Annotated in this window: 17 protein-coding genes and 3 pseudogenes; 1 reads left to right on the top strand and 19 read right to left on the bottom strand. The window is 57.5% G+C overall.

All coding sequences use genetic code 11. The features are described from left to right. Nucleotides 1–143: 143 nt before the first annotated feature. Nucleotides 144–596 (bottom strand): annotated as a pseudogene (gene rimP / locus N8E89_RS09705) (ribosome maturation factor RimP); the annotation flags it as partial. Between the two features lie 360 nt (nucleotides 597–956). Here rimP and N8E89_RS09700 point away from each other — a divergent pair. Next, nucleotides 957–1,121, top strand: a complete 165-nt coding sequence (locus N8E89_RS09700) for a hypothetical protein (protein WP_170117144.1) — start codon at nucleotides 957–959, stop codon at nucleotides 1,119–1,121. A gap of 29 nt (nucleotides 1,122–1,150) precedes the next feature. Here N8E89_RS09700 and N8E89_RS09695 read toward each other — a convergent pair whose 3' ends face one another. The 18 genes and pseudogenes from N8E89_RS09695 to N8E89_RS09610 form a co-directional block, all read right to left on the bottom strand. After that, on the bottom strand, nucleotides 1,151–2,668 hold the full coding sequence (locus N8E89_RS09695; RefSeq protein ID WP_106667481.1) for a tripartite tricarboxylate transporter permease: 1,518 nt from the start codon (nucleotides 2,666–2,668) through the stop codon (nucleotides 1,151–1,153). Nucleotides 2,669–2,689: 21 nt separating this feature from the next. Beyond that, nucleotides 2,690–3,172 carry a tripartite tricarboxylate transporter TctB family protein gene (locus tag N8E89_RS09690; RefSeq protein WP_262259781.1) on the bottom strand — a complete coding sequence of 161 codons (483 nt, stop codon included), beginning with the start codon at nucleotides 3,170–3,172 and terminating at the stop codon, nucleotides 2,690–2,692. After that, nucleotides 3,169–4,119 (bottom strand): Bug family tripartite tricarboxylate transporter substrate binding protein, encoded by a 951-nt coding sequence (locus N8E89_RS09685; protein WP_106667479.1) that lies wholly within the window; start codon nucleotides 4,117–4,119, stop codon nucleotides 3,169–3,171. Before N8E89_RS09685 ends, N8E89_RS09690 begins: the two co-directional genes overlap by 4 nt. 235 nt (nucleotides 4,120–4,354) lie before the next feature. Next, the gene (locus N8E89_RS09680; protein ID WP_113174115.1) at nucleotides 4,355–5,053 is read right to left on the bottom strand and encodes a tRNA (guanine(46)-N(7))-methyltransferase TrmB; all 699 of its coding nucleotides are present in this window, start codon (nucleotides 5,051–5,053) and stop codon (nucleotides 4,355–4,357) included. A 21-nt stretch (nucleotides 5,054–5,074) separates the two neighbouring features. Further along, nucleotides 5,075–6,340: a methionine adenosyltransferase gene (metK, locus tag N8E89_RS09675; RefSeq protein WP_106667477.1), complete on the bottom strand. Its 1,266-nt coding sequence runs from the start codon at nucleotides 6,338–6,340 to the stop codon at nucleotides 5,075–5,077. Nucleotides 6,341–6,522: 182 nt separating this feature from the next. Next, nucleotides 6,523–6,933: a helix-turn-helix domain-containing protein gene (locus N8E89_RS09670; protein ID WP_106667476.1), complete on the bottom strand. Its 411-nt coding sequence runs from the start codon at nucleotides 6,931–6,933 to the stop codon at nucleotides 6,523–6,525. 100 nt (nucleotides 6,934–7,033) lie between these two features. Continuing rightward, entirely contained in the window at nucleotides 7,034–8,623 is a 1,590-nt protein-coding gene (gene lnt, locus N8E89_RS09665) for an apolipoprotein N-acyltransferase (RefSeq protein WP_315975643.1), read from the bottom strand. A gap of 57 nt (nucleotides 8,624–8,680) precedes the next feature. Beyond that, nucleotides 8,681–9,769: a hemolysin family protein gene (locus N8E89_RS09660; protein ID WP_262259777.1), complete on the bottom strand. Its 1,089-nt coding sequence runs from the start codon at nucleotides 9,767–9,769 to the stop codon at nucleotides 8,681–8,683. A 5-nt stretch (nucleotides 9,770–9,774) separates the two neighbouring features. Continuing rightward, complete coding sequence (gene ybeY / locus N8E89_RS09655; RefSeq protein WP_106667473.1) at nucleotides 9,775–10,272, bottom strand: rRNA maturation RNase YbeY; 498 nt, start codon at nucleotides 10,270–10,272, stop codon at nucleotides 9,775–9,777. 17 nt (nucleotides 10,273–10,289) lie between these two features. Further along, nucleotides 10,290–11,309 carry a PhoH family protein gene (locus N8E89_RS09650; protein WP_245449057.1) on the bottom strand — a complete coding sequence of 340 codons (1,020 nt, stop codon included), beginning with the start codon at nucleotides 11,307–11,309 and terminating at the stop codon, nucleotides 10,290–10,292. A gap of 21 nt (nucleotides 11,310–11,330) precedes the next feature. Continuing rightward, nucleotides 11,331–12,777: pseudogene (gene miaB / locus N8E89_RS09645) on the bottom strand (tRNA (N6-isopentenyl adenosine(37)-C2)-methylthiotransferase MiaB). A 10-nt stretch (nucleotides 12,778–12,787) separates the two neighbouring features. Continuing rightward, complete coding sequence (locus tag N8E89_RS09640) at nucleotides 12,788–13,639, bottom strand: lyso-ornithine lipid O-acyltransferase (protein WP_262259774.1); 852 nt, start codon at nucleotides 13,637–13,639, stop codon at nucleotides 12,788–12,790. Nucleotide 13,640: 1 nt separating this feature from the next. Continuing rightward, nucleotides 13,641–14,145, bottom strand: a pseudogene (locus N8E89_RS09635) (GNAT family N-acetyltransferase). Continuing rightward, nucleotides 14,142–14,831 (bottom strand): tRNA (adenosine(37)-N6)-threonylcarbamoyltransferase complex dimerization subunit type 1 TsaB, encoded by a 690-nt coding sequence (gene tsaB, locus N8E89_RS09630; protein WP_113174110.1) that lies wholly within the window; start codon nucleotides 14,829–14,831, stop codon nucleotides 14,142–14,144. Before tsaB ends, N8E89_RS09635 begins: the two are co-directional and overlap by 4 nt. A 60-nt stretch (nucleotides 14,832–14,891) precedes the next feature. Beyond that, a complete protein-coding gene (locus tag N8E89_RS09625) occupies nucleotides 14,892–15,698 on the bottom strand; it encodes a DUF2066 domain-containing protein (RefSeq protein ID WP_262259772.1) in 807 nt (268 codons plus the stop codon). Nucleotides 15,699–15,741: 43 nt separating this feature from the next. Beyond that, nucleotides 15,742–16,266: a DUF3859 domain-containing protein gene (locus N8E89_RS09620; RefSeq protein WP_262259771.1), complete on the bottom strand. Its 525-nt coding sequence runs from the start codon at nucleotides 16,264–16,266 to the stop codon at nucleotides 15,742–15,744. An 8-nt stretch (nucleotides 16,267–16,274) separates the two neighbouring features. Continuing rightward, the gene (locus N8E89_RS09615; protein WP_262259770.1) at nucleotides 16,275–18,452 is read right to left on the bottom strand and encodes a malate synthase G; all 2,178 of its coding nucleotides are present in this window, start codon (nucleotides 18,450–18,452) and stop codon (nucleotides 16,275–16,277) included. 107 nt (nucleotides 18,453–18,559) lie between these two features. Next, a complete protein-coding gene (locus tag N8E89_RS09610) occupies nucleotides 18,560–20,575 on the bottom strand; it encodes a hydantoinase/oxoprolinase N-terminal domain-containing protein (RefSeq protein ID WP_262259769.1) in 2,016 nt (671 codons plus the stop codon). Nucleotides 20,576–20,612: the final 37 nt, after the last annotated feature.

Below are 20,612 nucleotides of genomic sequence, written 5' to 3'. Positions count from 1 at the left end.
CTGCGGGCGTATGAAATATCAATCCTGTTTTGTCTGTTCCTGCTCGGCGGCCGAAGCGTTTGCCTCGCCTGCCGCGGCATCGGTCTCTTCCGGATCCGGCCCTCGCGCAAATCCTTGTCGCGGCGCAGAGCGTCACGAATGAGGTCATCCGTCAAAACAAGCCGCGCGTCCGCGATCATCTCGAACGGCACCTCGACGACTGGCTTGTCCCCGTAGCTCGCCTGATCGCTTTCCACCGTGACGGCATCAGCGGAAACCTCCGCTATGCGGCCGCGAAACTTCTTGCGCCCCTCCAGAACAGCGGACGTATCAATCTTGACGACGTGTCCGGTCCAGGTGACGAAATCCGATTTACGAACGAGCGGACGGTCAATACCGGGCGACGAAACTTCCAGATGATAATGCCGGTCTATCGGATCCTCAACGTCGAGCACAGGCGACAACGTCCGACTGACGAGCTCGCAATCCTCGACAGTCATGGTGCCATCGTTACGCTCGGTCATGATCTGCAAGGTCAGTCCGTTTAGACCGGAGAGACGAACCCGCACCAAACGGAACCCGATGGATTCCAATACCGGCTCAATAATCCCGGCCACCCGGGCATCGACACCGGTTTCAGTGATAATCCGTTGTTCAAGCCCCTTGGCGGAGGCTGTCTCGTGCTCTGTTTCAGCGCCGTCTGTCACGCAAATTTTTTCCCTGTTTCGGCCCCAAGAAACAAAAAAGAGCGGGACCGGTCTGGACCCACTCCTGTTCTATCGACCAAGAATATGACTTCTATATACCGAAATGACATGCAGGTTTCAAGCACAGACGTGAATTTCTACTCACAGTTTGCCATCGGCGCTTTTTGCAATGCAATTTCGCATGGCTGCCCTGCACTATCGGACCTAAACTTATCTGGTCATCCCTCCTATTTATGTTGCATCGCAGCATCATTGCGAAAGGATAGAGAAATGACAAAGATACATATTCCAACGAAGATCGGCCGCTTCTTGAACGTGTTTGGCAGCGCTGTCGCGGTAGCATCGGCAACGCGCATCGGCCACCAGCCGGTTGCCTCAGACTTGCGCGCCCTCGGCATCGACCCCGTACAGTTCAGCTCCATCCACCGGAACTAATTGGTCCCGGTGGACGCGGGCTGACCTGATCAGTCTTCGCTCGCGGCCAGCGCCGAGAGCACCTTGCCCTTGCCGCGCGCGCGCATGATAAGCGGTACGACGACAGCACAAACGGCGAGCACGAGCAGAATCACCGCGATCGGCGATCCTACAAGCACGGTGGCGTCGCCCTGACTGATCGCCAGTGCACGCCGCAACTGTTGTTCTGCCATCGGGCCCAAAATCAATCCGACAACGACCGGCGCGATCGGATAACCGAAGCGGCGCAAAATATATCCAAGCACACCAAAGGCCAGCAGCATGCCAAGCTCGAATGTCGAAGGATTGGCGCCAATGGTACCGAGCGTGGCGAAGACCAGAATCCCCGCATAGAGCCAATGCCGCGGGATCGACAGCAACCGTACCCAAAGTCCCACGAGCGGCAGGTTCAGAACCAGCAGCATGAAATTGGCGACGAGCAAGCTGGCAATCAGCCCCCAGACGATCTGCGGATTATTGGCAAACAGCAATGGTCCGGGTTGAAGGCCAAATTGCTGGAATCCAGCGAGCATGATCGCAGCGGTCGCGCTCGTCGGCAGACCGAGCGTCAGCAATGGAACCAGCGTTCCGGCAGCCGACGCATTGTTGGCGGCTTCAGGGCCAGCGACGCCTTCAATGGCGCCATGGCCAAACTCTTCGGGCTTCTTCGCCAACTGCTTTTCCACTGAATAGGACAGGAACGTGCCGATCTCGGCGCCGCCCGCAGGCATTGCGCCAATCGGGAAGCCGATGAAGGTTCCGCGCAGCCAAGGCTTCCAGGAACGCGACCAGTCCTCCCTGCTCATCCAGACCGAACCCTTGACGGGCTCAATCTTTTCCTCGCCGTACCGATGGGACGCAGCGACGCTCAGAGTCTCGCCGATGGCAAAAAGGGCCACTGCCAGCGTTGTGACTTCCACACCGTCGAGCAGATCCGGGATACCGAAAGCAAGGCGAGCCTGTCCGGTTTGAAGATCAATGCCGACCAGACCAAGGGCAAGCCCGAGGAACAGCGCCGTCAACCCGCGCAATGTGGAATCGCCGAACGCCGCCGAAACTGTCATAAACGCCAGGATCATCAGAGCGAAGTATTCTGCGGGTCCAAACGACAGGGCGAATTTGACGATCGTCGGAGCGATCAACGCCAGCGCCATCGTTGCGATCAGCCCGGCAACGAACGAACCGATAGCCGCCGTTGCCAGTGCAGGACCGCCTCGCCCGGCCCGCGCCATCTTGTTCCCTTCAAGGGCGGTGACGATCGACGAGCTCTCGCCAGGTGTATTCAGCAAAATCGACGTGGTCGAACCGCCGTACATGCCGCCATAGTAGATGCCCGCGAACATGATAAGCGATCCCCCAGGATCGAGCTTGTAGGTAACCGGAAGCAGCAGCGCGACGGTAAGGGCAGGTCCAATGCCCGGAAGAACCCCGACTGCGGTGCCCAACGTTACGCCAATCAACGCATACAGCAGATTGAGCGGCTGCATTGCAACGGCAAAGCCATGTGCCAATAAGGTAAAACTATCCATAGCGGGATCTAGAGCCTTCCCTTAAATGAGACGTTCAAGTGGCCCGGCAGGGAGCGACAATTGCAGCCCCTTGGCGAAAATGACCCAGACGATGAATGACAGAATTATGCCGATGGGAATTGTCATCCACAGCGGACCCTTGCCAAAACCGCGTGCGGTCGCGGCAAACAGCAGTCCGGTCGCGATGGAAAAGCCCGTGATATGCAGCAGCAGCATCTGGGCTGCCAAACCACCGATTACCCAGATAACAGGCTGAATTTCCTGTTTTTCCCGCGCGGGAAAATCGCCACGCATCGCTTCGAAGGCCGTCCAGATCGAGAGAACGAAGAGGCAACCAGCAATGGCATAGGGGAAGGCCGACGGGCCGATTCTGGTGGCGCTTCCACCATGTGCTGTCGCCGTACTGTAGACGATCACCGCCGCAAGTATCGCAATAATGGCGGCAATTACCAGCGCCGCCCGGTCAGGGCGGCGCGTTTCGGATGTCGGTGACTCTTGCGTCATTTTACCAGGCCAATATCTTTCAGGATTGCCGATGTTGCTTCGGTATCCTTTGCCAGCTGTGCCTTGAAGGCATCGCCGGCGAGATAGGTATCAGCCCAGCCCTTGGCCTTGAGCTGATCCTGCCAGCTCTTTGACTTCACCAGCTTTTCCACGTCGGCGCCGATTGCTGCTTCCTGTTCCGCAGAAATGCCCGGAGCTGCTGCGACCATGCGCCAGTTCTGGATGGAAACGTCAACGCCAGCTTCCTTGAATGTGGGCGCATCGATGCCTTCGACCTTGGCATCGCTCGAGATGCCGATGATGCGCAGGGCCCCCGACTTGATCTGCGATTCGAATTCTCCGTAACCGGAAATGCCGACTGTAACCTGGCCGCCGAGAATGGCAGCCAATGCTTCGCCGCCACCGGAGAAGGCAATATAGTTGACCTTCGTCGGGTCGACGCCGGCGGCCTTTGCGATCAGACCAGCAGTGATGTGGTCAGTGCCGCCCGCGGACCCGCCGCCCCAGGAAACAGCACCGGGATCGGCCTTCAGCTTCTCGACGAGATCGGCCATGGATTTGATCGGCGATGCAGCCGGAACGACCAGGGCTTCAAACTCACCGGTCAGACGCGCAATCGGCGTAACCTGGTCGAGTGTTACCGGCGAGGCATTGGTCAAGATAGCGCCGACCATGACATAGCCGCCAACGATCAGCTGGGATGGATCACCCTTGGCTGAGTTGGCAAACTGTGCCAGGCCAATCGTACCACCGGCACCCGGTACATTGACCACCTGAACGCTGCCGGAGATTTTTTCGTCCTGCATTGCGGTCTGGATCGTGCGTGCGGTCTGGTCCCAACCGCCGCCTGGCGCTGCGGGAGCCATGATTTTGTAGTCGGCGGCAAAAGCCTGGCCGGACAGAACCATCGCTCCGGCGGCAACAAAAGCAAGCAACATCTTACGCATTCTGGAAGTCCTCCCATGATGGCCATCGGCCATCGGTTTTTGATAGGTCTGTGAAGAAGCGGGAAGATGCCGAAAGTCAAAGCTGGTTTGGCAAATGCATACCAAACCGAGACTTCACGATATGAATGTATGGACAGCCTCCCAGCAGTCTCCTCATCCGTAAAATGATACTAGAAAACTGTCAGGAAGCTGTCACGCGAAATGCAAAACAAATTGAAGGGGAGCCGAGAATGTCCTAGCGCCGCAGGAACGTCAGATAGGCGCCGATCCTGCCTTCACGATGGGCCTTCTGTTCGTAGCGCGTGCCGGGCCACGCTTCGTAGGGCGTGTGCCAGTCAGCCGAAGTCTCGGCTTGCCAATCGAATTCCTCGTGGGCACGGCAGTGCTGCAGCGTCCAGTTCACATACGTATCGATATCCGAGGCAAAACGGAAACGGCTTCCTGATTTCAGGACACGGGCAAAGCGGTCGAGATTTTTCTGGCTTACGAAGCGGCGCTTCCAGTGTTTCTTCTTTGGCCAGGGGTCAGGGTAGAATAGATCGATGCCGTCCAGCGATGCGGCCGGCAGCCAATCAAGTACCTGTGTTGCATCATCGTCGTAGAGACGGATATTCTGCAGCGGATTTTCATGCAGATCGACAACCAGTTTCGCCATGCTGTTGACGAACGGCTCGACGCCGATAAATCCGGATTTGGGGCAGCGCGATGCTTCGTGCAACAGATGCTCACCACCGCCGAAGCCGATTTCCATCCGAACCGTCTCGACCTCCGCAGTAAACAGACTGCGAAGGTCGGCAGGTGCCGGTGTGTTCAGATCGAGTTTGAGCAGCGGCAGCAATTCATCGCGGATAGAGCGCTGCATGGGACGCAGCGCTTTACCACTTCTTCTCCCGAAGAATGCTTCCGTCGAACGCTCGCGCCTTGGTTCACTCATCGGTTTATTCGCAATGGCTGCTTACGCGGCCAGAGCAGACTTCAGCTGCTTCGCCAGATCAGTCTTCTCCCAGGAGAAGGAGCCGTCGCGGCCGGGCTTGCGGCCAAAATGGCCGTAGGCGGACGTCTTGGCATAGATCGGCTTGTTGAGGTCGAGATGCTTGCGGATGCCTGAAGGCGAAAGGTCCATGACCTTGCGCAGGGCCGCTTCAACCGCATCCTCCTGCACGTTACCCGTTCCGTGCAGATCAACATAGACCGACAGCGGCTGGGCGACACCGATCGCATAGGAAAGCTGGATCGTGCAGCGGTCGGCAAAGCCGGCAGCAACGACGTTCTTTGCCAGATAGCGTGCAGCGTAAGCGGCCGAACGGTCAACTTTGGTCGTGTCCTTGCCGGAGAATGCACCGCCACCATGGGGAGCAGCACCACCATAGGTGTCGACGATAATCTTGCGGCCGGTCAGGCCGGCATCGCCATCCGGACCGCCAATGACGAACTTGCCGGTCGGGTTGATGTACCAGACGCAATCATCGGCAATCTTCAGGTCGCCCAGGGCTTCACGAATGTAAGGCTCGACGACCTTGCGAACCTTCTTGGAATCCCAGCTCGCATCGAGATGCTGCGTCGACAGAACGATCTGGGTCGTTTCAGCTGCAACGCCATCGACGTAGCGAACCGTGACCTGGCTCTTTGCGTCCGGTCCAAGCTTACCGGCGTCGCCCTCACCCTTGTGGCGGGCAGCAGCCAGAAGTTCGAGAATCTTGTGGGAATAATAGATCGGAGCCGGCATGAGATCCGGTGTTTCACGGCAGGCATAACCGAACATGATGCCCTGATCGCCGGCACCTTCTTCGCCCTGACGGTCGGCAGCGTTGTCGACGCCTTGGGCGATATCCGCGGATTGCGGATGCAAGAGGACCTCGATCTTCGCAGTCTTCCAGTTAAAGCCGTCCTGTTCATAGCCGATATCGCGAATGGCGCGGCGAGCTGCGGCGCGGAATCGTGATGGATTAATGACCGGATGGCCCTTTGCGTCTTTCAGGACGGCACCGCTTTTGTCTTTCTTCAGAAGCGTATCAGGTACACGTACCTCCCCGGCAATTACGACCCGGTTGGTGGTTGCCAGCGTTTCGCAAGCAATGCGCACAGTCCACGGATCAACGCCCGTCTTCTTTGCCTCTTTGTAAATCATGTCGACGATTTCATCGGAAATGCGATCGCAGACTTTGTCTGGATGACCTTCCGATACGGACTCACTGGTAAAAAGATAAGAACTGCGTGTCACGGGGAACCCCTCTTGAAAGCAAACGAACGCCCGCCTGACCAAGTCTGAGCGGAGCTGCGTAGTCTTTGCCAAGGTAGAGGGGTTCAGTCAATTGGTTTCATTTTCAAACAAACGGTACATTGAGAATATTTTTGCGCAACGGGTAAGAATGCGTTCAACGGCCGTACCGAATTTTTAGCTGATCACTCTTCCTCGTCACCCAATGTCCGAACCAGATCAAGTATCTTCCGCCGGACTTTCGCATCCGTGATTTTCGCGAAGGCCCGGGCAAGCTGAATGCCTTCCGAGCTATTGAGAAAGCCCACCACATAGGTAGTCTCGCTTTCTTCATCGAATCCCTTGGGCTTGTCCGATTGACCCGGCATGTCATCAAAGAAAAACGTGACCGGAACATTGAGAATATTGCCAATGGCTTGCAATCGGCTCGCACCGACGCGATTCATGCCCTTTTCGTATTTCTGGATTTGCTGGAACGTTATTCCGAGGCTTTCACCAAGTTTCTCCTGGCTCATTCCTATCATGTTGCGTCGCAAGCGAATTCGCGCTCCAACGTGTACGTCTACTGGATTAGGTCTCTTTTTATTATCGGACATGAAAATCTCATTCGTATGAAATGGGGCTGAAAATGAATTTTATCACCAATATATCAACGGGCCAAATATGTCGTCATTCGACAGGCCTATGCCTGAAATGTCAACCAACCCTTGTCCTGTGGCGTAAAAAATACGCCAGCATTGCAATCAACACCATGCAAATTACAATCCAGAATTGTAGCGGGATAATATCTTCACTTAGAGGTAGCTGAACCTTCGCTGGAAGCGTGGCGTCCACGACACCGACAGCGTTCAACGCAAGGGCGTCGATGATTCGACCATATGGATCGACGATGCCGGAAAGGCCATTGTTGGCAGCTCGAACAAGGGGCAACCCTTGCTCAACCGCACGCAACTGCGCTTGCCGGAAATGCTGGTAAGGGCCGGGCGTATTGCCATACCAAGCATCATTGGTGACATTGATGATCGCATCGGCAGATGGGCCATGGTAGGCCATCTCGGCCGGAAATATTGCCTCGTAGCAAATCAAGGGCAGGATGTTGAAATTTTCCATTACCGTGAGGGAGCGCCGTGTTGGCCCTGCGGTAAATCCACCCGGCATTTCAACAACTTCGCTTACACCAAACCTGCGCAGAACATTCTCTAGCGGGACGTATTCCCCAAAGGGGACGAGATGTACCTTGTCTGCGGCGCCGGTAATCTCACCGCTGCCATCGATGGCATAGATCGAGTTATAATATAGCGGGTCTTCGTTGCCGCCTGGTTCTTCCATGCGGACGGCACCGGCAAGCAAGACCTGATCATCTGTCAGCACGTCGGCAATGCTTTTCAACGCTTCCGGTGCTTTCGTCAGGAGATACGGGACCGATGTTTCCGGCCAGACGATCACTTGCGGTTTGGGCTTGCCGTCCTTGGGCGCTTCTCCGGTCAGGGCAAGGTGCTGATCGAAAATGCCGCGCCGGGCATTGGCATCCCATTTTGCGTCCTGGGCGATCGACGGCTGGACGATACGAATTTGCGGTCCCTTGGCATCACTATGGGCGAAATGCAGTCGATAGGCACCAAATCCGGCGTGAGCACAGACCAGCACAAGCGCAACGGCGAGACCTGATTTGAGATCACGGCGGCTGGCAAGAAGTGCGGGCATCGCGAAGACGATTACCGCAAGCGCATTCATCCCAAGCAGTCCGACAATGACGGACGACTGCATCAGCAATGGCACCGGCATGGCAGCGTATCCGATGGCATTCCATGGAAAGCCGGTAAGGATAAAGGACCGCAACCATTCGGCGATGCCAAAACCAAAGGCGAGAGCCAGAATCCGCCCAAGGCCATCGCTCCAGAACAGCCGGGCGAGCGCGGCAGCAAAGGCATAGAAGATCGCGAGAAACGCAGGCAGGCCAAGGACAGCGAAGGGTACGGCCCAGGCAAAATTTGCCGCGTCCACGAGCAATGCGTTACCGATCCACCAGAGGCCAAAGACGAAGTAGCCGAAGCCAAACCACCAGCCGATCATCGCAGCAGGCACCAGTCGGCGGACTGGACCGGAGCTGGCATTGTCGACGGCGCCGTCAATCAGCCATACGAGCACCGGAAACGACACAAAACAGACTGCAAAGAAATCATATGGAGGAAGCGCGAAACTCGCCATGGCACCCATGAGGAACGCCAAAGCAACCCGTTTCCAACCGGACAGGAGAATGACCTTTCCGGCCAGACGCTGGACCATGCGGTGTCCCACCCTCTCTGATTTTCCCTCAGTCTTAAACGGTGAGACTTGCGCCAATCATTCGTCCGTTTCCGCCGGCTCGTCGGCCGCGCCTTGCCGCACCGTACGCGGACGGCGCTCCGCATGGCGCAACGGTACGATCCGAACCCTGCGTATACGCCGCGGGTCTGCTTCCAGCACATGGAATTCATAACCCGGTACAGCCTGCACCATTTCGCCACGTACGGGGATGCGGCCGAGAATCGAGAAGATCAGCCCGCCGACTGTATCGACGTCTTCACCGTGCTCGCCAATAACAAATCCGCCACCGATCTTTTCTGAAACCTCGTCAAGGTCGGCACGGGCGTCGGCGATGAAGATACCTTCCGGCTCTTCTATGATCATTACCTCATCATCGTCATGCTCGTCTTCAATATCGCCGACAACCATTTCGACGATATCTTCCAGCGAAACCAGACCATCTGTCCCGCCATATTCATCGATGACCAGGGCGATCTGGATGCGCTGCGCCTGCATCCGTCCCATCAGATCATTTGCAAGCATCGACGGCGGCACGAACAGAACCGGCCGCATCAGGCTCAATTCTGAAATCGTTTTGGTGAGATCCACATTGGAAAGATTGAACTTAGCGGCAACCGGCACCTTCGGTGCGCGGGCGGCCGACTTGCGCGGCGCCTTGACCCTCGAAATCTTGGTGATGTGGTTGACGACATCGCGGATGTGCACCATCCCGCGCGGATCATCCAGCGTCTCCGCAAACACCGGCATGCGCGAATGGCCAGACTTTTCGAACATCTCCAGAAGGTCGCCGAGCGTCGTGGTGATGTCGACCGCTTCGATGTCGGCACGCGGGATCATAACATCCTCGACCCGCAATTCGCGCAGACGCAGGATATTGTGCAACATGGCACGTTCTTCGGGCGAAAACGCTGTATCGCCATGATGATCTTCTGCCAGCGCGGCATCAAGATCCTCTCGCAAGGACGTTCCAGGGCGAGCGCGAAGAAATGGAAACAGGGTGGAAAGAAGCGAGCGCTTTTCGGGGCCTTGCGCTCTGGTGATACTTTGCCCTTCGGCATCACTGTCCTGCCCCATTATGCCCTTTGGGGGCGCGGCAGGTTCGTTCTGGTGCGACGTGTCAGACATGGTCCTCAATCGGATTGATCGTCGATGACGGATAGCGCATATGGGTCTGGAATTGCAAGACGCTCCAGAATTTTGCGCTCCAGCCCTTCCATCTCCTCGGCCTCGGCTTCTGTCACATGATCATATCCGACCAGGTGCAGAAATCCATGGATAATAAGATGAGTCAGATGATGATCGAAAGGCTTTTCCTCATCAACAGCTTCTCGCGCTACCGTTTCGCGGGCAATCACGATGTCGCCAAGCATGGGGCCAGGTCTTCCACCTGGCTTTAGTGCGAAAGCCGGAAACGACAGGACGTTGGTCGGCTTGTCCTTGTCGCGCCAGTCATTGTTGAGTTCCCTGATCGCCGCATCATCGGTGAATACGAGGCTCAGTTCGCTCTCCGGCTGTTCACCGCCGTCAAGTTGTTGCCAGGCAGCCGCGATGGCGCGCACTGACAAATCGTGCAGCTTGGCCTCTTCGGGCCAGCCAGCGCTTTCAACGAGTATATCGATATCGATCAAAATCTCATCGCAAGGCCTCAGGCCTTGGCGCCTTCCTTGTCATAGGCCCGCACGATCGCAGCGACAAGCGGATGACGAACCACGTCCACGTCTGTGAACCTGACCGTGACGATGCCACTGACGCCATCAAGGATTCTGAGCGCCTCAACCAGACCGGACTTCTGACCGGGGGGTAAATCGATCTGACTTGGATCGCCCGTAATGATCATTCGGCCGTTTTCGCCAAGACGTGTCAAAAACATCTTCATCTGCATGGCAGTCGTGTTTTGCGCTTCATCGAGAATGATCGCCGAATGGGCCAGCGTGCGGCCACGCATGAAGGCTAGCGGCGCGATCTCGATCACACCTGCGGCGATCGCGCGCTCGACCTTGTCAGCGGGCATCATGTCATAGAGTGCGTCATAGAGCGGACGCAGATAGGGATCGACCTTTTCCTTCATGTCCCCCGGAAGGAACCCCAGCCGTTCACCCGCTTCCACCGCAGGACGCGAAAGGATAATGCGGTCGACAAGTCCGCGTTCAAGAAGCATCGCCGCATGGGCCACCGCCAGATAGGTTTTGCCTGTACCTGCAGGACCTACGCCGAACACCAGTTCCGAGCGATCAAGTGCGCGCATATAGGCGTCCTGCGTCGGTGTACGGGCAAAGATCGTCTTCTTGCGGGTCGATATCTGGGCAGCAGCCATCTTGCTCTTGTTTTCCATAGTGGGAAGCGTCAACTGGTCGTCGGCGGCAATCGCCATACGGAGCGCGCCATCGACATCGGACGCGGAGATGTCATGGCCCTTCTGTAATTGTTCGTAGAGCTGGTCGAGTGCCCTGCGCGCCTGTTCGGTGGCGCCTGGCTCGCCGCGAATAGCAAGCTGGTTGCCCTTTGAGCGGACATCGACACCCAGTTTCTGCTCGATACGGGCTAGATTTTCATCAAACTGGCCGAACAGCGCACTCGCCAGCCGGTTGTTATCAAATGTCAGTACGATATGCGCCAGATCCGAGGCTCCGGACGGAGCGGGTTTCAGTTTTTCGGTGGCGTTCAAACGGCTCTCCTAAAAAAGTGTTCAGCCCGTTATAGTCCCATTGCTCGCCGAGTTCATCTCCCGAACACCAATCAGACTGTTGGTCCCGGTGTCGATGATTCGTAGGCTGATAATGTCGCCGATCTCGACCGCCGTGTACATCTATAATTACAGGTTGTAACCAAGGAGATCGTCCGACCATCTGCCCAGGCACCCTTCCGGCCTTTTCGACCAGTACATCCATTGATTTTCCGACGAGACTGCGCTGGAAGGCATATTGCTGTTCGCTAAGCAGAGCCTGCAACCGCTGCAGCCTCTCATCCTTCACCGATTCTTCGACATGATTCTCCATATCGGCACCGGGTGTGCCGGGCCGCGGTGAATATTTGAACGAATAGGCCGCGGCGTAGGTAACGTCGCGTACGATTTGCATCGTCGCCTCGAAATCGGCCTCCGTCTCGCCAGGAAAGCCAACGATGAAATCTCCTGACAGCGCGATGTCCGAACGGGCACCGCGGATGCGTTCAATCAGGCGCAGATAGTCAGCTCCGGTGTGTCGGCGGTTCATCGCCTTGAGGATGCGATCGGAACCCGACTGAACCGGCAGATGCAGATAAGGCATCAGTATGGCAAGGTCGCGATGGGCGTTGATCAGCGTGTCGTCCATGTCCCGCGGATGACTGGTCACGTAACGTAAACGGGCAATACCGGGAATCTCGGCCAGACGATAGAGCAGTTCGCCCAGGCCCCACTCGCGTCCGTCATCGCTCATCCCATGCCAGGCGTTGACGTTCTGGCCAAGCAGCGTCAGTTCGCGTACACCGGCATCGGCAAGCTTTTCGGCTTCCTTAAGGATTTGGGCGACGGGCCGTGATACTTCCGAACCACGGGTGTAGGGCACCACACAGAATGTGCAGAACTTGTCGCACCCTTCCTGCACGGTCAAAAAGGCAGTTACGCCACGGCTTCTGGTCTGCTCTTTCGCTGGAGCTGGCAGATGTTCAAATTTGTCTTCGATCGCATAATCGGTCTCGACGACACGTTCGCCCTGGCGCACACGGGCGAGCGCCTGCGGCAGCCGGTGATAGGTCTGCGGGCCAACGACCAGGTCCACGACCGGGGCCCGGCGCGTGATCTCGTCACCTTCGGCCTGTGCGACGCAGCCAGCGACACCAACAGTCAGCTCGCGGCCTTCTTTCGCCCGCGCATCCTTCATCTTGCGCAGACGACCCAGTGCTGAATAAAGCTTTTCCGACGCCTTTTCGCGAATGTGACAGGTATTGATCAGCACCAGATCCGCGTCCTCGGCCGTATCGGTCGGGCTATAGCCTTCCGCCGCCAGACTGTCGGTCATGCGCTGACTGTCATAGACATTCATCTGGCAGCCATAGGTCTTCACATAGACCTTGCGCGTATTGGCGAGCGCTGGCGAAAGCGTCAGGGTTCCGGAGGCTGCATCCGGCTCGGTGGTAATGTTGATATCGTCCATGAGCAGGCTTCTAACGGTTTTTGTCGCCGTTGAGAATAGCCTCTTCGTTGCTTTCGGCCGACGGGTTGACAAGATTGCGGCCCATTAGCGAAGACAGCACCATCGCGCGCACCCGTTTTTCCATGGTCCGCGCCAAAGCCTTGCGATCACTTTTTTCATCGATCACCATGGGCTCGCCAAACCAGACGTCTACATCGACGGCCCCGTCCTTCAAAAGTCCGATGAGGCTCGGCCCGAGTGGCACATCGCCCGGCCAGGCGACGATCGGCCGATGAACGCGCCCCATCGGAATGCCGTGAACCCGGGTATATGCGATCGCCACCGGCTGTACGGTCACTGTCTGCACGTCAGTTTCGCGGATAGCCACCTGGGCAGCACCAAACAGCGAAGTCTTGAAAGGAAGGACGCGATTGCCGTCCGAAGTCGTGCCTTCAGCGAAAAGTACCATCGCATCGCCGGCAGCAAGGCGGGTTGCGATGACACTGGCTTGCTGATGCGTCTTGCCACGTTTTTCCCGTTCGATGAAAACCGTGCGCTGCAATTTGGCGAGCATGCCAAACAACGGCCAGGTTGCCACTTCCGCCTTGGCGATGAAAGCCATTTCACGCAAGGAACCAAGGATGACAATGTCGGTCCAGGAGGTGTGATTGGCGGTGAGCAGAAGCGGGCGATCTTTCGCCATTTCCCCGTGCACATGGATACGGAAACCGAGTAGCCGACTCACGATACGGTGGAAGAGCATCGGCGCTTTGGTTCGCGGCCCCCAGCCCGTCTTCAAGAACACATACTGCAAGGGTACGAGGAAAAGGATCGTAAGGACAAATGCCGTCGCCATCACCATGAAACGCAACCAGGCCACCATGTCAGCGACCCGGTTTCAGATCGCGGCGCATTGTCAGAGCGGCCGAGCGCCCTGAGGCCGTTTGGTAGTAGCCAGGCCGTTTCCCAACCTGTTTGAATCCCAGTCTGCGATAGAGTGCCAGAGCCGGGGCGTTCAGTTCATCCACCTCCAGAAAGAGCATGCCGGCGCGGGCGTTGTGCAAGTGTCGGAGCCGTCGCGTCCATCAATGCATGGCCAAGGCCCCTGCGCTGCGCTTGCGGTGTCACCGCTATTGTGAGGATTTCCGCCTCATCCATCACGAGCCTTGCCAGTACAAAGCCGCCGGGTTGGGCCCTGCGATTTCCTTCTTCCCTGGCGATGAACCCGAACACATTATCGTCAACCAGCAGGGCATGAAAATCGTCATCGCTCCACGGTTGACGGAAAGTCAGACTGTGGATGCCAGCGAGGTTTGCGGCGTCATCGCGAATGAGCGGTTCGATAACGAAGTTGCGTGGCCGCAGATTGTCGAAAGGAAAGCCGATCATTCCGTGACCTGCCTCTTCAGGACAAAGCCCTGTTGGGGTTTGACGTCGAGTCCGCGCAGATAAAGTGGTTTTGGCGATTCGCGGTCGGCAATACGCACTGCGCCAAGCCGGGCGAATGCTTCGATGCTGCCGGTTGCCGCCTTTACGGCAGCGTCGAGCGGGCGATCCAGATTTTCATTGACGAGAGGAGCACCAGAACCCGCAAGGACATAGTCAGGACCACGCTCCGTCAATTGTTCGAGAATCTGGGGTAGGGTCGTCACCATAGGCTCCGACAACGCTGACCCATCCTCGCCGAAGAATTGCGCATAAAGCTCACCGCGCCGGGCATCGATGATCGAAAGAATGGAGTTGCCCGGGATCAGTTTCGCTGCATCGCAGGCCAGCGCCTCGAGTGTACTGATGCCAACCACCGGGCATTTCAGGGCAAGTGCGAAGCCCCGCGCCGTAGATACTCCTACGCGGACGCCAGTGAATGAGCCAGGGCCGACGCTGACCGCGATCTTGCCAATCTCACCAATGGCGATATTGGCCCTTTCGGTAACCTGCCCAATCACCGCCATCAGGCGCTCGGCATGCCCCTTGCCGATATCTTCGCTTATCTCTGCCAGGATAGTCCCGGTTTCGACATCGAGAATGGCAACGGAACAGAGATTGGCAGCGGTATCGAGCGCAAGCAGTTTCATGCGCCATCGCCTAAACAAGAATCAGCCAGCAAACAAGTAGGCAGCATCGCCGCGAGCAATCTATTGCGGCTGACCATGACCGGAAAGAACTTGCACGGCGCCCCGCATGCCATTGCGAAAGGCGTCATCGAAGCCAACACCGCGGATTTGCCAATGATATGTTCTCCCCGGCGAATGCAATCGCCAGTCTGCAATCCAGCCGAGAGCCCTGTCACTCCAGGCCAAGGTTCCAGTCAGTGCGACATCGAAATCTTCAGCTGGTATGTCCCTGCTCTTGCCCCTGAGTGCGAATTGCGTCCGTGTTGGCAACGCCATCCGTAAACCAACCCGTTCAGCGGCCGCTGCGAGTGCGGTACGCATATCGGGATCATGTTCGCTGTCGCTGGTCAATGCGAAGCTCTCCTTTCTCCCGTGCACCGCGAGGAACACCACGACACGCGGCCTGGTTGAGAGCCAGGGCTCCCGACCAAGCGATTGCAAAGCTGCATCGACTTTTGCCTTGTCAAATTCGACGGTAAGATCATGCGGCCTGTCGTAAGAGCCCTGTTCGTCGTGTATGGGAATGCTCGACATACGATCCCGATACCGGAATCTGGCAACAAACCCGGCCGCCTGCCCGGTTAGCTCGACAACCTTTGGGTCTCCGATCAGGCGCGGATCGCCGGAAACCTTGACCAGAACATCTTCCAGACATTGTGCGAGACCGAGGACCCTGTTAGCCTCTCCTTGACCGGAGACGACGGCCTGTGACCGATAGAGACCGGAATCAGAAGCACCGGAGGCAACATTACTTCCGTACGAAAATACCACCACGAGTGCGCTGACGAAACATGCAAGCATTCCAATGCGGCTCATCCGGTTCGACATCTTTCGTCCTCGCGTTGATTGAGAACCTATCAGAACAAACACTTCAGGAAATCGGGCAGTTTCCAGCAATCACGTCGAAGTTCTTCGATATCAGTTCCTCGCCCGATTTATCACGCAGTGAGATCGTCCATGGGCCGGACACGAGCTCGAAGTTTTCCTCGAAAACCCAGCCAGCATAGCGCTGCTGCGGAGCGGCGCTATCGGGCCAGCTGCTCTTCTGCATCGATCTTCCGTCCGGGGTCCTGATCAACGGATGAAGAACGACCACCGTAATGGGAAGGACATTAAGGTGCTCCATCCCGGCAATCCTGTAGAGAATGCCGAAGCTCGTCCCGATGCAGGCCTGAATTTTCGTGGTACGGATCACGTTGACCGGTCCTTCCACCAACCGGTTCAATCCCGTTGGAGTATCGGGGGATGCTTCGGACCCAACTTCCTTGGCGCTGGTCAACCCCCAATCAACAATCTCGATTTCTGCCTGCACCTCCCCCGCAAGCGTCGATGCTGTACTCCCCACGATCGATATGATCAGGAGAGCAAGGCATCGGGCGCGGTACAGGGCAGCCATTTTCGGATCTATGAGGCCAATTGCTTGGCCTTCAGCTCCAACCGGCGGCGATGCAGGACCGGCTCGGTATAGCCATTGGGCTGTTCGCGGCCTTTGAAAACGAGATCGCAGGCAGCCTGGAAGGCGATGGAACCATCAAAATCCGCTGCCATTGGCTGATAGAGCGGATCGCCCGCATTCTGCTTGTCGACGACAGCTGCCATTCGTTTCAGGGTTTCAAGCACTTGCGCCTCCGTTGCGACACCATGGTGCAACCAGTTTGCGATGTGCTGGGCGGAGATGCGTAGCGTCGCGCGGTCTTCCATCAGGCCGACATTGTTGATGTCCGGCACCTTGGAACAACCGACGCCCTGATCGACCCAACGCACGACATAACCGAGTATTCCCTGCGCATTGTTGTCGAGTTCATGCTGGATGTCTTCCGGCGTCCAGTTGGGGCGCGAGGCGACCGGCACAGACAGGATGTCGCTGAGCTTCGCCCGGCCGCGCTTTTTCAACCCGGCCTGCACATCGGCGACATTGACCTTGTGATAATGGGTGGCGTGCAATGTCGCAGCGGTCGGCGATGGTACCCAGGCAGTGTTGGCGCCAGCTTTGGGATGGGCGATCTTCTGTTCAAGCATAGCAGCCATCAGGTCGGGCATCGCCCACATGCCCTTCCCGATCTGAGCGTGGCCGGAAAGTCCGCATTCGAGGCCGACATCGACATTCCAGTTTTCGTAGGCGCCGATCCAGGAAGCCTGCTTCATGTCGCCCTTGCGGATCATCGGGCCAGCTTCCATGGAGGTATGAATTTCATCGCCGGTGCGATCGAGGAATCCGGTGTTGATGAAGACGACTCGCTCCTTGGCGGCGCGAATTGCTTCTTTCAGATTCACCGTCGTGCGGCGCTCTTCGTCCATGATACCCATCTTGATCGTATTCGATCGCAAACCGAGCAATTTCTCGACACGTCCGAACAGTTCGGAGGCGAATGCGACCTCTTCGGGACCATGCATTTTCGGTTTCACGACATACATGGAGCCAGCACGGGAATTCATGTGCCGTCCATTCGGTCCGATATCATGGAGGGAAGCCAAAGCGGTGATAGCCGCATCCATAATGCCTTCGGGTATCTCATTGCCGTCTTTGTCGAGAATGGCTGGATTGGTCATCAGGTGACCAACATTACGCACCAGCATCAGTGAGCGGCCAGGCACTTTCAGCAGCTTGCCATCCTTGCCGGTATAGTCGCGGTCGGCATTGAGCTTGCGCGTGACCGTCTTGCCACCCTTCTCGAATGTGTCTTCGAGATCGCCGTTCATCAGACCGAGCCAGTTGCGATAGACAACGACCTTGTCCTCCGCATCGACCGCGGCAACGGAGTCCTCGCAATCCTGGATCGTCGTCAGCGCGGATTCCAGCAGGACATCGGCAATGTGGGCAGGATCGCTCTTGCCGATCGTGTGGCCGGCATTGACGACAATCTCGACATGCAGGCCATTCTTGACCAGCAGGATTGCGGCCGGCGCCTTGGCATCGCCGCGATAGCCGGCAAACTGGCCTTCGTCCTTGAGCGCAACTGATTTGCCGTTAACGCTTAGGGCAAGCTCCTGATTTTCAATACTAACTCCAGAGACATCCGCCCAATTCGCGCCATCGAGCGGTGCACTTTCATCCAGAAATGCCTTGGCCCAGGCAATGACCTTGGTGCCGCGCAATGGATTGAAAGCCTTGCCCTTTTCGGCACCGCCTTCGTCCGGAATGGCGTCCGTGCCGTAGAGCGCATCATAGAGTGAACCCCAGCGCGCATTTGCAGCGTTCAGCGCGTAACGGGCATTCATCACCGGAACGACGAGCTGCGGGCCGGCGGTGACCGCGATTTCCGGATCGACATTGCTTGTGGACACGGAAAACGGACCGCCTTCGGGCAGCAGATACCCGATCTCCTTCAGGAAGGTCTCATATTCTTCCTGGCTATAGCCGGCGTTGCGCTTCTCTCTATAGAAATCGTCCAGCTTTTGCTGAAAAGCATCGCGTCTTTGCAGCAATTCACGATTTTTCGGCGCCAGATCATCAATAATCTGCGCGAGCCCTGACCAGAATTGTGCAGCATCGATACCGGTTCCCGGAATGGCTTCGTTGACCACAAAGTCGTGGAGCTCCTTCGCCACCTGCAACCCGTTGATTTCGATACGCTCGCCCATGATCGGTTCCTTCAAGATTTTCGTCATCCTACCCTTGAACACATCGGAGCATTCCGCGTCAATTCATCAATAGTGAACAGGATTTATGCCCTGGTGGAAAGAATGATCTAGTGTGCAATCCTCGGTCTGCCCGAAGCAGTGGCAATCAGCACGGCCTCGATGAATTTGCGTTGCTCCTCGACGGTTGCAGCACTGATGTCTCTGGCAATGCTGATCTGCGCTTCGTCGGTTCCAGCCTCCAGCGCCAGTAACCCGGCCTGCTGCTTCAGGACACCTTCTGCAAAGGTGATCGACTCCTCCTCAATCTGGAAATCCCTGACGACCTCACCTGCCATCACCCGGAACAAACCCTCCACGGGTTGGCTGATATGTGCCTCGACCGACACGCGCACCTGTCCGACAACTGCGCCCAAAGCATTGGCAACGTCCGTATCGACTGGAACGATGCATTCCGTGCCGAGCATTTCACCCACTGCCGGATAATAGACCGGGGCAGATGCGCCGAGTCCGATCACTGGCCGGTCAATATCGAGCCGGACGCCGGCAATCCCGCTTTTGCCTGAAAGAGCCCGATGCACCAAGGGGTTTGCCACAGTCTCCGGCCCCTCCAGCCCGTCCTCGGCGAAGACCGTTTCGAGAACGACTTCGGATGACCTGCGGATCAGCGCGTCAAATGTACGGTGGGAAACTTCCTCCGGCGTGTCGCATAGCGGGCGCCCGGCGCCATCCTTGCGCCGTGCATAGAGAATGGCACCGTAGCGTGCCGCTTCCGTGTTCCAGTTGTTCTGCAGGCCAAGCACGTGACAGGCATCCGATGGCGTAAAGCCTGAAAGATGCACAAGTCCCCGCGCAACAAGCCGGTTGATCGTCGCCGCCTGTGAGACAGAATTCAACAGCCGGTCAAGCGGCTGCGGCTCGACGGTGATGCGTTCATAGAGCTCGGCCTCGCCTTTGCTCAAGCCCGACGCCATCTGTGCCGGAACGCCGGTCAGAAGCGCGAAACGCCCGTCGAGCCGCCCGGCATTCGCGGCTTTCACCTGACGCGCCAGATGTTCGATGACTACCGCACCGTGATTGGTTGCAAGCAGCGACAGCGGCACCAGCCGCCTGGGTCCGAGCTTGATGCTAGGGGCCATCGCATTGTCATCGAGTGATACTTCCGAGTCGCCGCCGAGGCCAAAAGTGCGCATGGCTACCGCTTCCACCATGGTGCGGAAGCCACCAACGGTCGCTCCGTTGGGGTCGAGCCGCGGGCGTCCCTTGTCCAGAACCGCCACGTCGGTCGTCGTGCCGCCGATATCCGAGACGATCGCATTGTCGAGGCCGGTCATATGCCGGGCGCCAACCAGACTGGCCGCCGGTCCCGAGAGTATCGTCTCGATCGGCCGGTGGCGGGCAAAGGCGGCCGAGACAAGCGCGCCATCGCCGCGCACCACCATCAGCGGTGCATGGATGCCGCGCCGGTCGAGAAAACCTTCGGTAGCGGCCACGAGCCGGTCAATCATGGCAATGAGCCGGGCATTGAGCACCGTGGTCAGGGCGCGCCGCGGGCCATTCAGCTTGGCCGACAATTCATGACTGCAGGTGACGGGAAGTCCGGTTTCCATGCGCACCAGATCACGGACGGCGATTTCATGCTCCGGATTGCGCACGGCAAAATAGGCACAGACGGCAAAGCCCGTGACTTCCTGCTTCAAACGCGGCAACGCCTCAATCAATGCAGCCGTATCGAACGGTTGGGGGCGGCCATAGACATCGTGTCCGCCAGGAATGAACACCACCGGATCCGAGCCCAGAGCAGTTCCAAGGTCGGCCTTCTCCAGATCGGCTGCAGAGAAGCCCACCATGACGAGCGCGATGCGGCCACCCTGCCCTTCGACCAGCGCGTTCGTTGCAAGCGTCGTCGACATGGATACAAGCCTGATGTCCGCTGGACGCACGGAGGCCTCCGCAACGATGCGCTCAACCGCCCCCGCAATGCCGACGCTCAGATCATGGCGCGTGGTGAGAGCCTTGGCCTTGGCGATGACTCCGCGTTGTTCGGACCACAGAACTGCGTCCGTATAGGTGCCGCCCGTATCGATGCCGAGGAAGATCGCTTGTTCAGTTGTGGATTCAGCCATGATGCCCTGCGCTATTTGCAGGCAGGGTTAGCGCATG

The sequence above is a fragment of the Phyllobacterium sp. A18/5-2 genome, from assembly GCF_025452215.1.
Lineage (GTDB): Bacteria > Pseudomonadota > Alphaproteobacteria > Rhizobiales > Rhizobiaceae > Phyllobacterium > Phyllobacterium sophorae.
Note: the sequence above shows the minus strand (reverse complement) of the source record. Positions and strands in the feature narration are given on the sequence as shown.